Genomic DNA, 14,617 nt, shown 5'->3' with positions numbered 1-14,617 from the left:
GGTGCGTCGAGTCCGGTGCCGCGCGATCGTCCCGGGCCGGGGAGGCGCGGGCGGGTGTGGCAAGGACCCGCCGCGCGCCGTCCGGGGATCGTGCGCGGCGGGCGGCATCGCCACCGTCAGGTCTTGGCGGTCTCCGAACTCGCCGCGCCGGACCCGGGCTCGGCGTCGGCGGGAGCCGCGTCGGCGGTCGCGGGCTCGGAGCCGGTCGTCCCGTCCGGGTCGTCGGCCGCCGCGGCGTCCTTCTTCTTCCCCGGCTTCCGCTCGTAACCGAGCAGGTGGTCCCGCAGCGCCACGTGGGTGAACCGGTAGCCACCGTCCACGTTGGACAGCAGGCTGCACCCGGCCAGCCCGCGCAGCAGCCGCGCCCGCCGCACCGGCAGCTCGCTGAGCGCCATCGCCCGCGCCAGCCACTCGGCGCCCGCGTTCTTCGCGGTGTCGAACGGGAACATGTCGGCGTGCCAGGCGGCGGGTGCGGCGAGGCCCGCGACCAGCACGCCGATGGCGACGTCCAAGGCGCGCTCGTCCAGCAGCGTCCCGGTGAACAGCACCGGGACCACCCCGATCAGCCCGGCCGCGGCGGCCACCGGCGCCGAGTTCTTCAGCCACGCCGAGCCCTTGCCGTCGAACTCCGCGTACTGGTCGTCGCCGAACTGCCACCACACCTCGTCGCGGGCAGCGGTGGTCAGCCCGGCGACGATGCCGAGGACCACGCCGATGCCCATCGCGGTGAGCATCTCCTGCGGTCCGAGCCAGATCGTGGTCACCCCGACCACCCCGGCCCCGGCGGCGCCGAGCGCGGCGCTGTTGCCGGGCATCTTCGACCAGGCCTCGACGGCGCTCATGATGGTGAGGAACGCGGTGAGCACCACCACCGGCACGCCGATCCACCACGGCTGCGCGGCGAGCCAGCTCGTGGCGGGCGTGGTGAGCCCGACGAGCGCGAGGCTCACGACGAGCCCGAGCACGTAGCCGCAGGCGGCCGTCGTCCAGCCCTGCGGCACGGTGCGCGCCAGCTGCGCGGGCCGCAGCCACGGCAGCCCGGAGAGGTGGTCGAGGAAGGCGATGTAGCCCACCAGCAGCGCCGCGGTGACGAGCGCTGCCGCGGGCCCGAGCAGCATCCCCATCGCCAGCGTCACGCCGGTGACGGCGCCGGCGAGCACCCCGGGCAGCCCCCGCGCGTACACGTGCACCACGGTGCTGGAGGGCAGGTACTTGGCCCACGCGACGAGGCTGGGCAGCCGGGTCCGGGCGGTGAGGTCGTTGCACAACGGGCTCGCCGAGACCCGTGCGAGGAACCGCAGCGTGCGCAGCACCTTCTCCGCGGGGTAGCCGAGTTCGTCGGCGTGCTGGGCGGGGACCGCGGTGAGGTAGGCGTCGAAGACCTGGCGCCGCCGTTCGGCCGGGGTCCCGCTGAGCCGGACCTCCGACGGCGGCCGGTCCTGGTGGGCCAGTGCCATCAGGCTCAGCATGAGCGGCGAGTCGAGCAGTTCCGGCAGCTGCGGGTCGGTGCGCACGGCGCTGCGGATGCCGTCGACGCGGCGCCCGATGCGGGTGTAGAACTCGACGACCTGCTTGCGGGTGAGCGGGTTGATGGTGACGGTGTTGCTCAGCTGCAGCGGCTCGGTGAGCGCTTCGTGGTCGGTGCTGCGGCAGCACACGACGATCTCGGGGACGTCGAACTCGTCCCGCAGCTTGTTGATCGCGGTGACGCAGCGTTCCTGGTATTCGGGCGGCACTTCGTCGAGCCCGTCGAGCATCAGGCCGATGCGCCGCTGCTCCAGCCAGATCCGGCCGAGCGACGGGTGGATGTTGTAGCGGCGTTCGATCTCGCGCAGCAGCCACTTGCCGAAGTCGGTGGGCGGCGCGGGCCTGCGGTCGTCCCAGCGCCACCCGGACATGGCCCAGGAGCCGAGGTCGACGATCAGCGGGATGGGCCGCTTCGGGTCGCCCGCGGCGCGCAGCGCGAGCGCGCGGGTGAGCTCCAGCAGCAGGGTGGACTTGCCGGAGCCGGGTGCGCCGAGGACCAGCAGCGAGCCGTTCGCCTCGTCGAGGGTGCCGGGCAGGTCGGCGCCCGCGGGCAGCCTCGCCTTCTTGCCCGCGCTGTTCTGCACGACGACGTCGGCGGGCCGGGCGACGGTGGCGGGCACCTCGTCGCCGTCGACCAGCGCGGCCACGTGGGCGGCGAGCGAGCCGTTGAGCCGTTCGCGGGCGTACCGCTCGGCGCTGTGCACCGATCGCTCCCGGTTGGAGGGGGTGTTGAGCCGCCGGGCGGTGACGGGCTTGTCGGTGTTGGTGATGCGCTCCCACCCGGCGAGGGCGGCGCCGAAGAGCAGGAACACGATCACCAGCGGCCACAGGACGGCGGCGAGCGGGCGGAGGAACCCGGGCAGGTAACCGCCGGTTCCGATGCTGATGGCGGTGGGGACGAGGACCAGCGTGACGGCAATTCCCGCCCCGATGAGCAGCGCCGTCCGCACCGTGCGGGCGAGCCTGTTCTGCATGATCGTCTCTCCAGGGGTCGGCGTCCGCGCGTGCGCCTAGAACTATGGTCCGGCGGGCACGGACTGTAAACGCTCCATTCCGGTCTGTGTGGCCGAGTGTGATCGGCGCCGCCGTGAACGGCCTGCGGTGGACCGGCATGGAATAGTTAAAACTTCAACGATGTTCCAGCGGGTGCACCGGCGACCAGGACGGCCGGCGAGGTGAGGAGGGCGCAGTGCAGTTCGGCATCTTCAGCGTGGGGGACGTGACTCCCGACCCGACCACGGGCGCGGTACCCACCGAAGCGGGACGCATTCAGGCGATGGTGCGCATCGCCGAGAAGGCCGAGGAAGTGGGTCTGGACGTGTTCGCCACCGGTGAGCACCACAACCCGCCGTTCGTGCCGTCCTCCCCCACGACGATGCTCGGGTACGTCGCCGCCCGCACCGAGCGGTTGGTCCTGTCCACCTCGACGACGCTGATCACCACGAACGATCCGGTGAAGATCGCTGAGGATTACGCGATGTTGCAGCACCTGGCGGGTGGCCGGGTGGACGTGATGATGGGTCGTGGGAACACGCCGCCGGTGTATCCGTGGTTCGGTCAGGACATCCGGCAGGGGATTCCGCTGGCGCTGGAGAACTACGCGTTGCTGCACCGGTTGTGGCGGGAGGACGTGGTGGACTGGGAGGGCCGGTTCCGCACGCCGCTGCAGGGCTTCACCTCGACTCCGCGACCGCTCGACGGGGTACCGCCGTTCGTGTGGCACGGGTCGATCCGGAGCCCGGAGATCGCCGAGCAGGCCGCGTACTACGGTGACGGTTTCTTCCACAACCACATCTTCTGGCCGCCGCAGCACGCGGCGCGGATGGTGCAGTACTACCGGGAGCGCTTCGCCCACTACGGCCACGGCACGCCGGAGCAGGCGATCGTCGGGCTCGGCGGGCAGGTGTTCCTGCGCCGCAACTCCCAGGACGCGGTGCGCGAGTTCCGGCCCTACTTCGACCACGCCCCGGTCTACGGCGGCGGCCCCTCGCTGGAGGACTTCTCCGCGCAGACCCCGCTGACCGTCGGTTCCCCGCAGCAGGTCATCGACCGCACCCTCGGTTTCCGCGAGTACGTCGGCGACTACCAGCGCCAGCTGTTCCTGATCGACCACGCGGGCCTGCCGCTGAAGACCGTGCTGGAACAGCTCGACCTGCTCGGCGAAGAGGTCGTCCCCGTGCTCCGCAAAGAATTCGCCGACCGCCGCGGCCCGAACGCGCCCGACGCACCCACCCACGAGAGCCGCCGCCCCGCCCCGCCGAATGACGGCGGAGCGAACGGACCGTTCGTCCAACGAGCCCGGACGAACGGTCCGTTCGCCGGGGTGAGCGCTCGTTCGGCGGAGTTGTTCCGTCGCACCGCCGCGGCGTGGATACTTCGGGTGCATGGGCGATGACGTTTCGTGGCGGATCAAGCAGGCCAGGGAGCGGGCGGGCATGAGCCGTCCCGTGCTGGGCGGTCTGGTGGGGCGTTCGGCCGAGTGGGTCAAGGCGGTGGAGACCGGACGGCTGCAGACCCCGAAGCTGCACACGCTGATCCGGCTGGCGAAGGCGCTCGACATCGCCGATCTCGCCGAGCTCACCGGGAACCACGACCCGGTTCAGGTCTCCCGCCTCGATGGCGTGAGCACGCACTCCGCGCTCCAGGAGGTGCAGACCGCGCTCACCACGAGCAGGTTCCGCGCACCGGCAGGTGACATCGACCTGAGCCACCTGGGGGAGCGGCTGCGATCGGCGTGGACCCTCCGGCACGCCTCGCCGGACCACCGCACGAAGGTCGGACGACTGCTACCCGCTCTGATCCGCGACGCGCAGGACGCGGTGCGCGCGCAGGACGGTCCGCAGCGCAGGCAGGCGCGGCGCCTGCTCGCGGGAGTACACCTGCTGGCCAACTTCTACGTCGCCTACCAGCCCGCGCCCGAGTTGGTGTGGCTCGTCGTCGATCGCGCGGTCACCGAAGCCCACGAGGCGGACGACCCGCAGCTGATCGGTGGTGCTGCCTGGGCGATGGTGCAGGTGCTGCGCGAGTCCGGACGCTGGGACGAAGCGCTCGAAGTCGCTACCGGGGCGCTGCGCCTGCTGGCGGCGCGACCCGAGGACGACGAGTGGAACGGGATGCGCGGCGCGCTGCTCGCGGAATGCGCGTTGACCTGGGCGCGCAAGGGGCGGCTCGGCGAAGCCCTGCGGTACTGGGACCTCGCCGACACCGCGGCCCGGACGCTCGGTCCGGGATACCGGCACGTGCAGTCGAGCTTCAGCGTTGCGGTGCTGCGGGCGCATGCGGTCAGCATCAACGTCGACCTGCGGCGCGGCGGCGAGGCGTTGCGGGCGGAGCGCAGGCTCGGCGGCGGCCGGATCACCTCGGTGCCGCGCCGGGCACGGCACCTGATCGAGATCGCTCGCGCGCACGAGCAGCAGGACGACCGCCAGTCCACTTTGGCCACTTTGCGCGAAGCGCACCGCACCGCGCCGGAAACGACCCGGTTCAACGGCTGGGCGCGGGAACTGTCCGCCGCACTGCTGGAGAATCCGCCCACCGGCGAGGCGGCTGCCGCCCGCGAACTCGCCCGGGGGCTGCAAGTCAGCTGATCAGGTGAGGGTACGGAAGCTACCCGGACGCCGGACTCCGCTCCCTAACGTCGTGGCATGCCGAAGAAGAAGTTCCTGCCGATGACGTGGGTGTTCGCCCGCACCCCGGCGGGACGGTCCTACACGTTCCGCTGGGGGCGCGGGGAGCACGTGATGACGGTGCACTCCGGTGACCGGCGCGGCTCGCACGACGACGAGCACCTGCTCGACACCGTGCACACCGGCGGCGACTGGGACGACGACGAGGACGTGCGGGTGCTCGCGCGGAAGTGGTTGCGGTGCAACGACGAACTCCCCGAGCGCCCGCCGCCCCGCGGTCCCGGCCGCCGGTGAGGTCAGGACACCGCAGGCAGGTGCTCCTCCAGGTCGTTGAGCAGCGCGCGCACCGGCGCCCAGCACATCATCACGGTGTCGTCGTCGAAGGCGGCCTGCTTCTCCAGCTCCAAGCGCTCACCCGGTCCACCTGCTCCTGCGGATCCTCGGTGGCGCTCAGCACCTCCTGGACGGCGGCGGTGAACGCGGGCAGGTCGAGGTCGAGGCCGTAGTCCTGGTCGAGCGCGTGCAGCAGCACGGGGTTGATCTCCACGTCCCGTTCGGTCTCCAGCACGAACTCGCTCTCCGCGGCCGTGCGCGCGGTGATCCGCAGCGAGCGCAGCAGCAGGGGTGCCCGAGTGCTCCGCGCCGTCGCCTGCGTCGTCGACCCGTGCCGGGGCGTGGCCCGGACCAGGCCTTGCGCGACCTTCCCGATGTCGATGCCCTGTTCCTCGCTGAACGCCGTCATGGTGCGCAGCAGCGATCGGGCGCGAGTGCACGCGTCCTTGTGCAGCGCGGACTCCTCGAACAGCGCGCTGAGCTTGACGGCCTTTCCGCGCAATAGATCCCGCATGAATGCGGGATTCGCATTCGCGAGGTCCAAACTCGTGGTCTTCGTGTTCTTGAAGTGCAGCAACGTGTTCTGCGGGCCGAACTCGATGAGGTTCTTCGCCCATTGCTCTGCTGCTGCGCGCACGAGGTCGAGGCGCTGTTCGTGCTGGTCGGCGGGCATGCCGCGGATCTCCTCTACCGGAAATGTCGCACTGATTCCTGCTGACGCGGTGCAGGGCCGCCGATCATGGCTAGCCCGATAGGATCTCGAACCACCGGACCAGCGGCAATCGGCCGAAAGGGTGAGCGCTTCGCGGTGTGCGGCGCAGTTCCGGATGGTTCTTCCGCATCGTGCCGCACGGCCCGCGGCTCGTTGCACGGGGTCGTGGATCAGCGGTTCCGGACTTCGTGTTAAAACGCCCGCGGAAGCAGGAGAACGGGCGGGCGTCCGCGGTTCGGGTCCCCGGTTCGCGCGCCATCGCGACGATTCCTCGCGCGGAAGGGGAAATTGCGCGCCGGGCGGCCGGAATCCGCGTCCGGTCGGTGTGCGGTGGGCTCGGCGCGGAGGTCTTGCGCGCCGGATGCGATGCACCCCCAGAACAACGCATCCGGCGCGGCACCGCGTGCGCGGCGCTCCCTGACCCCCTGGCTCGGGTGGCAGGAACGCGGCGCACCGGACCGAGCCGGACGCACCGAAGGCCCAGCCGCGGCCCTCCCGATGAGGAGTTCGGGGCTGAGTTGATTCCTGCTGGTGAGCAGCCTAAATTGTGGCGCCCGCCGAATACAAGGGGATCAGCGCTTACAGTGGGACGCCAGGGGTGCTCGAACCCCTGCGCTTCCTGGGGGTGTTCGTCGTGTCGGGTGGTCGGCGCGTCAGCGCGCGGCGTTTCCGGTTGCTCTGCGAGCAGCGCGGCTACGGTTACCCGGAATTGGCCCGTGACCTGCGCAAGCGGGGAGTCGTGGTGTCCAGGGACAGGATCGCGAGATTGGGCCGGGCGCCCGATTCACCGCTACCGCCGTACGCCGCCGAACTCGCCGGGCTCCTCAAGACCTCCGTGGCCTACATCACGGGCCGCGACGGGCAGTTCCTCGGCAAGCGGTTCCGCGACCTGTACCGGCAGCGCGGGTGCTCGCTGGCGGCGCTGGCCGACCAGCTGCACCGCTCCCGGCAGGTCAAGGTCTCCACGCAGTACCTGCAGCAGCTCGCCTGCGGCCGGAACACGAACCCGCGCGCCGAGATCGTGGATGGGCTCGCCGCGCTGCTGGGCACCACGCCGGACTACCTCAACGGGTGCGACGAGGTCGTGGTGCCCGAACAGGTCCGGCGCACTCCGCGGACCGGGCCCCGCACCGCCGCCGAGAGCTGAAAGCGGTCAGCCGTGCGCGGCCGGCCGCTCCTGGTGCGCGTGCAGCGCGTGCGCCCACGCGACCAGCGGCTCGGCGACCACGCGGAAGTCCAGGCCCGCCCGGCTCAGCGAGTAGGTCGCGGGCCGCCCGCCGCGGTCGTGGTCGACCAGCCCGCGCCGCTCCAGCTCGCTGAGCCGCTGCGACAACGTGACCTGGCTGATCCCGACCTCGCGCGCCAGCTCGTTGAAACCGCGCGGCCCGGTCAGCAGCACGCACACGACGTGGATGGCCCACTTCTCCTGGAACAGCCCCAGAACGCCGCCGGAGACCTCGCCGGGTTCGGTGGGGCGCAACCCGTTCCGCGTCGCCCACGCCGTCATCTCCGCGAACATCGGCCGCAGGCCCGCGCCGCGTCCGGTCAGCGAATAGCGGGTGCGCGGCGGAGATCCGTCCAGGACCTCGCGGCGCACCAGTCCCGCGTCGGCGAGTTCCGAGAGCCGCTGCTTGAGGGTGCTGGGGCCGGGGCCGGGAACCTGCCTGCGCAGCTCGTTGAAGCCCAGCGGGCCCGCGCTCAGCGCGTGCACGACGTGCAGCGCCCAGCGGGTGTTGAGCACACCGACCGCGGCGACGAACACCTCGTCGTAGCGGACCTCGGTCGCTCCTTCCGGCACACGCCCATGATACGGACCGCTCCGCGCGGCTCGGGCGCTGCGCCGTCCTCGCGCGAACGACGCGAGGGGATCACCGGGGCGAAGTTCCTCCCAGGCGCGGAGACCGCCCCGTTCCGCGTCCGGGAGTTCCGCTCACTCCGGCCTGCGGTGCCCGCCGCCCGCGTTGTTCAACCCGGACAGCAGTCGCTGCATCACCTGCGGGTCCAGCTCTTCCGGCTCGTCGCCCAGCGCCTCGGCGGCGGGGGAGCGGCGCTTCTCGCGGCGCGGCAGCGGAACGGCCGAGGCGTTCATCCCCGGCGGCAGCGCGAGTTCGCACCAGCGGCGGTTCCCGACTCCGCGCAGCGGTTCCACGCCGGTGCGCTTCCCCTCCAATTCCTGCAACGTGGCGGGAGCGGGGCCGCGGGTCTCGTCCTCTACTTCGATGACCAGGCAATCGCCGCGCAATCGCAACCTGATCGTGAGGAATCCCGGAGATTTCGGGTCGGATGCCTGCACCGCGGCGTCCACCATGCTGAGGGTGGTCTGCGCGGCCTCGTCCGCGAGCGGCCGCAGCGACCACTCGCTGAGGGTGAAGCGCACGAAGATGTCAGTGCAGTTCATCGCGGTGGGCAGGGCGATGAGTCGCAGGTCGTCGACCTGTGCGGTGTCGGCGTTCACCTGGTTCCTTCCTGTCGTGCTCCGGTGCGAGCCGCAGTCGTCACCCGGACTCCGTATCTTGCCAACCTGGCTTTCTCCCGCGTCCGGCAGGGTTGCCGCTGAGGGTGTCATGCCGGACGGTCCGCGCGACAGTCACGATCCGAACGCGGCGAGGGCCGTCGTGCGGTGCGGCGGAGGGTTCGTGATCGATCCATTGTGCGCACCGCCGCGCCGGTGGTGATGAGCTCGGTGACAACGTGCGCCGGAATTTCGGTGCGGGCAGCGGATTTTCCACGCGGAACGTTGTGCCGGGGGATTCCCCTCGGTAGCGTCCGAATCGTCCGGTGGCAATTGAAATTCCCGCCAGGCATCGCACTTCTCATCTCAGTCGGAATGTCCCGCGCGAACTCGTGCGTTCGCGCGGCGGCTGGAAGTTCTCTAGTGGTCCGAAATGAACGCCGGGCGGTGTCCGCAGCTCGGGCGCCGATGCCGCGCGCAGACTGGAGGAACTGTGCACCTGAACGCCGAACGCTCTCGAACCGCACGACGCGGGGCGGCCCTGGCCGCCGGGGTGGCGCTGGCCGCCACCGCGATCGGGACCGGAACCGCCGCGGCGGAGCCGGTGACCACCACCCTCGGCTACACCTGCGACTTCCCGCTGATCGGCAAGGGGCCGGTCAGCACCGACATCGCGGTGACCCTGCCCGACTCCGCGGTCGCCGGCCAACCCATCGAAGCCACCGACTTCAGCGCGGCGGTGACCGTCCCGGAGGACACCGTGAACGGGTTCGACCTGGTCGGCGCGGCGACCGTCGAAGGATCCGCCACGGTGACCGCCGTGGTCACCGACGGGGCGGGCGCCGCGCAGGATGTGGTGATCCAGGACCTGCCGGTGCCCAGCACGCCCATCCCCGACTCGGGACCGCTGGTGGTCACCGCCGCCGGCCCGGTGCCCGCGGTGACGCCCGTGGCGGCCGGAGCGGCGACCGTGTCGGTCGCGGACTCCTTCACCGCGAAGCTCACCCCGAAGAAGGCGGACGGTTCCGGCACCCTGCTCGGCACGTTCGACCTGACCTGCACCGTCGACCCCGGGCAGGACCTGGTGCTCGGCACCGTCGCGGTCACCGAGGCCGCGGTGGCCCACCGCAGCTGACCCGCAGACCCCGGGGCGGTGCCGACCGCCCCGGGGTTCCGGGACCGGCGACCGCGCTCGATCTCGGTTGGGCGCGGATTCGCCGAGCTGAACCGAATCGGTGCCTCGCGGTGCGGTTCACTGGTGCGCTGTGCCGCGGATCACCCGAGAGGAGCCCACCGTGCGACGTCTGCTCGTCCTGGCGACCAGCGTGCTGGCCGCCGCGCTGCTCGCCCCTCCGGTGGCCGCCGCGGCCCCCGGGGTGGCGATCACGCACCGGACCGTGCCCGGTGCCGACGGCGTCCCGCTGGACGCGAAGGTGATCGAACCGACCGGGCGCGGCGACGGCCCGTTCCCGCTGCTGGTGATGCCCGCCAGCTGGGCGACGCCGAACATCGAGTACGTCGGTGCCGCCGCAGGCATGGCCTACGACTCCGGGTACGTGGTGGTCACCTACACCGCCCGCGGCTTCTACGCCTCCGGCGGAGCCGTCGACGTCGGTGGCCCGGCCGACGTCGGGGACGCCTCCGCGGTCATCGACTGGGCGTTGGCGAACACCGGCGCCGATCCCGGGCGGATCGGGATGGGCGGCATCTCCTACGGCGCGGGGATCAGCGTGCTCACCGCGGCCGCGGACCCGCGGGTGCGGGCGGTGGCGGCGATGAGCGGCTGGAGCGACCTGCTCGCCTCCCTCTACCCGAACGAGACCGTCAGCACCCAGGCGGCCGAAGCGCTGCTCGCCGTCGGGCACGTCACCGGCCGGTTCGGCCCGGAGCTGCGGGAACTGGAACGCGCCTACCGGGAGGACCGCGTCGAGGACGTGCTGCACCTCGGCGACGACCGGTCCCCGCTGCGCGAGGTCGACCGGCTCAACGCGAACGGCACCGCGGTGCTGCTGGCGAACGCGTGGGAGGACTCGCTGTTCCAGCCGGGGCAGATCACCGACCTCTACCGGCGGCTCACCGGCCCCAAGCACCTGCTGCTGTCCCCGGGCGACCACGCCACCCCCGACCTGTTCGGCGCCGCCGGGCTCCCCAACGACGTGTGGGACGCCGCCCGCCGCTGGTTCGACCACCACCTGCGCGGCGCGGACAACGGCGTCGACACCGAGAACCCGGTGCGGCTCGCGCCGATCAGCGGCGGCACGTGGCGCGACCACCCCGACTGGGAGTCGGTCACCGGCACCGTCGACACCCGGCACCTCACGGCCTCCGGGCTGCTGTCCGACCGGCCGCAACCGGCGTGGCGGCGCGAGGTCCGCACCGGCGTCCCGACTGCCGCCGACAGCGGCACGATCTTCGTCAACGGGCTGCTCCAGCAGTTCACCGGCATCCCGCCGCTCGCCCCGGTCGGGCTGCTCGACCGCGCGGCGGCGGGCGTGTGGCAGACCGAGCCCTACCCGACCGGCGTCACCGTCGCGGGCGCGGCGGCGCTGCACGCCACCGTCGTCCCCCGCGCGGAGACGACCTCGCTGGTCGGCTACCTCTACGACGTGGACCCGGCGGGCGGCGGCAAGCTCATCACCCACAAGCCGATCACGTTGCGCCGCAGCACGATCGGCGAACCCCGCGCGGTCGACCTCACCTTGGAACCCGCGCTGTGGCACGTCCCCGCCGGCCACCGCCTCGCCCTCGTCGTCGACACCGTCGACCCCCGCTACGCCACCGAACCCCCGGGCCCGCCCACCACGCTCACCACCCCCGCCACCCTCGACGTCCCCCTCGCCTGACCGGCGCGGAACCCGGGCGGGCGCGAACTCCGGCCCGTCGCTCCGGCCGAGTTCGACCTCGGGCGCCAGGCGGTCGCGTACGGTGGGGTGCCGACTACCGCCGGGTGATGAGGATGGCGCATGAGCGACGGGCCGGAGATCGCGAATTCCGCATCGGGCACGGTCGGCGGGCCCGTGGTGCAGGCGGGCGCGCGCTACGGCGACAACTACTTCGGCACCGGCCCGGCGCGCACCCCGCACGAGATCCGGCCGCTGACCGGCGACTTCGTGAACCGGGAGCGGGAACGCGCGCGGCTGCGCGAACACCTCGCGCACAGCGACGGCACCCGCGGTTCGAAGATCGTGATGCTCACCGGGCTGCCCGGCGTCGGCAAGTCCGCCACCGCCCGGCACGTCGCGGGCGAGGTCGACGCGTACCCGGGCGGCGAGCTGTTCGTGGACTTCGGGTCGCTGCGCGGCGCGGACGGGGCGGCGATCAGCGACGCGCTCGGCGACTGCCTGCGGCGGCTCGGCGTGCAGGACAAGGCGATGCCCGCGACGCTCGCCGGGCGCACCGAGCTCTACCAGACCTGGACCAGCGGGAAACCGCTGCTGGTGCTGCTCGACGACGTCGCCGAACCCGCCGAGGTCGAACCGTTCGTGCCGAACGCGCCCGGCAGCTCCGTGCTGGTCACCAGCAACCGGCGGCTCAGCGAACTGCTGCTCGACGAAACCTCCGTCGTCGAGATCGAACCGCTCGGCGACGAGGCGGGCAGTGCGCTGATGCAGGCGCTGTGCGGGACGCGCCGTGCCGAGCAGGAACCGGCGGCGATGCGCGAACTCGCCCGGCTGTGCGGCGGATTCCCCGAGATACTGCGGTCCATGGCGGCCGCGTTGCGCAAGCACCCGAGCCTGCGGGTCGCCGAACTGGTCGCCGAGAACCGCGCCGACGGGGCGCGCCTGACCTCGCCGTTCAACGTGGCCTGCAAGATGCTGCCCGCCGCGGCCGCCGAGCTGTACCGGCGGCTGGCGCTGCTGCCGGTCGGCGAATTCGGCCGCGACCTGGTTTCCGCGGCCGCGGGCACCGACCGGTCGCACTGGGAACTGGGCGAACTGCTCGACGCGCACCTCCTCGTCGACGAAGGCGACGGCCGGTACCGGATGCACGACCTGGTGCGCGCGCACGCCCGCGCCCTCGCCGAACAGCACGACTCCGCCGAGGACCGCGCCGCGACGCTGCGGCGCATCGTGCGGCACTGCCTGCACCGGGCCGCGTTCGCCGACCTCGCCGTCCTCGGCGCCGGACGGCTGCGGATCACCGACCACGCCGAACTGCTCGCGGGGCAGCGGCAACCGTTCACCGGGGACCGCGCCAAGCAGGACGCGGTGGACTGGATGGACGCGGAACGCGGCGCGCTCGCCGCCGTGCTCCGGTCCGCTGTGGACGGTGGGCTGAACCGGGAGGCCTGGCAGCTCGCCGAAGCGCTCACCGCGCTGTACGTGAACCGGCGGCACCTGGTGGAATGGGTCGGCGCCACCGAACTCGGCGTGCGCGCCGCCGAACTCGACGGGCGGCCCGACGCCGCCGCGCGGCTCGTCAGCTTCGCCTCCCGCGCGCTCACCGACCTGGGACACCTCGACCGGGCGCGTGCCGAGCTCGACGCCGCGCTGCCGGTCGCCGAACGGCTCGGGCGACCGCGGCTGACCGCGTCCGTGCACGAGCTCGTCGGCCGCTACCACGACGCCACCGGTGAGCCCGCCGCGGCCGTCGACGCCTACCGGCGGGCGATCGAGCTGTTCACTGCCGCCGGCGACGCGCGCGGCCGGGCCTTCGTCGGCTACTTCCTCGGCTGCGCCGAGTACGCCCTCGGCGAGCACGAGCGGGCGCTCGACACGCTCCGGGACGCGTTGCGGCTGATCAGGGACGTGCCGGACGAGCGGATGGCCGGGCGCGCCCTGGCCGCCATCGGCACCGCGCACGCCCACCTCGGTGCGCACGACGCGGCCACCGCGGCGCTGGACGAGGCCATCGCGGTGCTCACCGCGGGGGAGGACCACTACTACGCGGCGCAGGCGCGGGAAGCGCTCGCCGACGTCGCCGCCGCTCGCGGGGACGCCGAATTGCGGCAGGAGAACCTGCGCGCCGCGCTCGCCGTCTACGAGCGGTACGGCAGCCCCCGCGCCGCCGGCGTGCGGGAAGCACTGGCCGCGCTGGGCTGACCGCCCGGCTTCGCATCCCGCCCGGTGCGGCGGGTGGCGGAACCCCGGGGGCGCCTTCCCGGCACGATCGCACCACCACCGCAACCGGCGCACCGCAGGGCCTGTTCGGCACGGACGGCTCCACCACGCCAAGGCGGTTTCGTGTGGATCAGCCGATCGTTGGCCCGGGTATGCCGCTGACTGACGCGATGTGGGCGCGGATCGAACCGTTGCTCCCGGAAGTGGCGCGGTCCCGCCACCCGCTTTGAGCAGACCGCGACCATATTTACCTGGCCGGACTCCACATGGCAGGCATCTTCCTGTGGTCCGCGAGGCGATCCAAACCGTACTTTCCAGGGATCACACCGGGGCGCCCGGGAAGGAAGGCTTGATGACGCGGCTGCCGAACTTCCACTGTCCGTCCACGCGAACGTATTCGTCCGCGTACTCGACGTGGGAACGAACGTAGCCGCCGTCGTTCTTCACCACTTCCACGAGGCAGAAGACACTCCCCGTCGCGCGGTTGCCCTCGATGTCCGTCACCAGGTGGTTGAACATGACGTGGACGATGTGGCGGGCATGGGCGAAGAGCGAGTCGCGGAAGAAGTCGCGTATCGCCGCGCGCCCTTGGAACAGGCCGAAGCCGGTCTCGCGTTCGTCGAGGACGCCATCCTCGGCCCAGCAGCCAGCGGACTCATTCAACCGAAAGCCGTCGAAAGCAACCGCGTAACGAGTGTTGAGATCATGGATGGCGGCACGATCGGCGAGATGATTCATAGGACGACCTCACGTGAAGAAGGGATGCTGTGGGCTCCAACCGCGGCTGGCTCGGACGAGCCGGGGAACGGTGCACACGGTTCCCAGCCCGTGTCAAGGCTCCCCAGCCACGAACTGACCAGTGATCCCAACGAAACCGCCTAGCGCGACCGCTCGCCCGGCCGCGTTG

12 protein-coding genes are annotated in these 14,617 nt (G+C 72.1%); 7 read left to right on the top strand and 5 right to left on the bottom strand.

The annotated features are described in order from the left end of the window. Positions 1-116: 116 nt before the first annotated feature. Positions 117-2,501 carry an NACHT domain-containing protein gene (locus H1226_RS16525; RefSeq protein ID WP_258341533.1) on the bottom strand — a complete coding sequence of 795 codons (2,385 nt, stop codon included), beginning with the start codon at positions 2,499-2,501 and terminating at the stop codon, positions 117-119. A gap of 215 nt (positions 2,502-2,716) precedes the next feature. On the opposite strand from H1226_RS16525, the gene H1226_RS16520 reads away from it, so the two are divergent. Genes H1226_RS16520 through H1226_RS16510 form a run of 3 tightly spaced genes read left to right on the top strand, consistent with a single transcriptional unit; the run spans position 2,717 to position 5,447 of the window. Next, on the top strand, positions 2,717-3,922 hold the full coding sequence (locus tag H1226_RS16520; RefSeq protein ID WP_258341532.1) for an LLM class flavin-dependent oxidoreductase: 1,206 nt from the start codon (positions 2,717-2,719) through the stop codon (positions 3,920-3,922). Beyond that, a complete protein-coding gene (locus H1226_RS16515) occupies positions 3,912-5,114 on the top strand; it encodes a helix-turn-helix domain-containing protein (RefSeq protein ID WP_258341531.1) in 1,203 nt (400 codons plus the stop codon). Before H1226_RS16520 ends, H1226_RS16515 begins: the two co-directional genes overlap by 11 nt. A gap of 57 nt (positions 5,115-5,171) precedes the next feature. Next, positions 5,172-5,447 (top strand): hypothetical protein, encoded by a 276-nt coding sequence (locus tag H1226_RS16510; protein ID WP_258341530.1) that lies wholly within the window; start codon positions 5,172-5,174, stop codon positions 5,445-5,447. 70 nt (positions 5,448-5,517) lie between these two features. Here the strand turns inward: H1226_RS16510 and H1226_RS16505 are convergent, their stop codons facing one another. Further along, positions 5,518-6,159, bottom strand: a complete 642-nt coding sequence (locus H1226_RS16505) for a DUF4011 domain-containing protein (RefSeq protein WP_258341529.1) — start codon at positions 6,157-6,159, stop codon at positions 5,518-5,520. A 637-nt stretch (positions 6,160-6,796) separates the two neighbouring features. Between H1226_RS16505 and H1226_RS16500 the strand changes: the two genes are divergently transcribed. Next, positions 6,797-7,345 carry a helix-turn-helix domain-containing protein gene (locus H1226_RS16500; protein WP_258341528.1) on the top strand — a complete coding sequence of 183 codons (549 nt, stop codon included), beginning with the start codon at positions 6,797-6,799 and terminating at the stop codon, positions 7,343-7,345. Positions 7,346-7,351: 6 nt separating this feature from the next. Here H1226_RS16500 and H1226_RS16495 read toward each other — a convergent pair whose 3' ends face one another. Then, positions 7,352-7,996, bottom strand: a complete 645-nt coding sequence (locus H1226_RS16495; RefSeq protein WP_224962447.1) for a winged helix-turn-helix transcriptional regulator — start codon at positions 7,994-7,996, stop codon at positions 7,352-7,354. A gap of 132 nt (positions 7,997-8,128) precedes the next feature. Then, entirely contained in the window at positions 8,129-8,653 is a 525-nt protein-coding gene (locus H1226_RS16490) for an ATP-binding protein (RefSeq protein WP_224962445.1), read from the bottom strand. A gap of 490 nt (positions 8,654-9,143) precedes the next feature. Between H1226_RS16490 and H1226_RS16485 the strand changes: the two genes are divergently transcribed. The 3 genes from H1226_RS16485 (at position 9,144) to H1226_RS16475 (ending at position 13,692) form a co-directional block, all read left to right on the top strand. Next, the gene (locus tag H1226_RS16485) at positions 9,144-9,785 is read left to right on the top strand and encodes a DUF6801 domain-containing protein (RefSeq protein ID WP_258341527.1); all 642 of its coding nucleotides are present in this window, start codon (positions 9,144-9,146) and stop codon (positions 9,783-9,785) included. Positions 9,786-9,945: 160 nt separating this feature from the next. Further along, positions 9,946-11,493 (top strand): CocE/NonD family hydrolase, encoded by a 1,548-nt coding sequence (locus tag H1226_RS16480; RefSeq protein WP_258341526.1) that lies wholly within the window; start codon positions 9,946-9,948, stop codon positions 11,491-11,493. A gap of 120 nt (positions 11,494-11,613) precedes the next feature. Then, positions 11,614-13,692, top strand: coding sequence for a tetratricopeptide repeat protein (locus H1226_RS16475; RefSeq protein ID WP_258341525.1), 2,079 nt, complete (start codon positions 11,614-11,616; stop codon positions 13,690-13,692). A 339-nt stretch (positions 13,693-14,031) separates the two neighbouring features. Here the strand turns inward: H1226_RS16475 and H1226_RS16470 are convergent, their stop codons facing one another. Next, entirely contained in the window at positions 14,032-14,448 is a 417-nt protein-coding gene (locus tag H1226_RS16470) for a nuclear transport factor 2 family protein (RefSeq protein ID WP_258341524.1), read from the bottom strand. Positions 14,449-14,617: the final 169 nt, after the last annotated feature.

The sequence above is a fragment of the Saccharopolyspora gregorii genome, assembly GCF_024734405.1.
GTDB classification, from domain to species: Bacteria; Actinomycetota; Actinomycetes; order Mycobacteriales; family Pseudonocardiaceae; genus Saccharopolyspora_C; species Saccharopolyspora_C gregorii.
This window is presented reverse-complemented; position numbering and strand designations above follow the sequence as displayed.

Excerpts from the sequence above, each read along its gene's own strand:
- H1226_RS16525 (WP_258341533.1), bottom strand. The coding sequence starts at position 2,501 with ATGCAGAACAGGCTCGCCCGCACGGTGCGGACGGCGCTGCTCATCGGG.
- H1226_RS16515 (WP_258341531.1), top strand. The coding sequence starts at position 3,912 with ATGGGCGATGACGTTTCGTGGCGGATCAAGCAGGCCAGGGAGCGGGCG.
- H1226_RS16510 (WP_258341530.1), top strand. The coding sequence starts at position 5,172 with ATGCCGAAGAAGAAGTTCCTGCCGATGACGTGGGTGTTCGCCCGCACC.
- H1226_RS16505 (WP_258341529.1), bottom strand. The coding sequence starts at position 6,159 with ATGCCCGCCGACCAGCACGAACAGCGCCTCGACCTCGTGCGCGCAGCA.
- H1226_RS16475 (WP_258341525.1), top strand. The coding sequence starts at position 11,614 with ATGAGCGACGGGCCGGAGATCGCGAATTCCGCATCGGGCACGGTCGGC.
- H1226_RS16470 (WP_258341524.1), bottom strand. The coding sequence starts at position 14,448 with ATGAATCATCTCGCCGATCGTGCCGCCATCCATGATCTCAACACTCGT.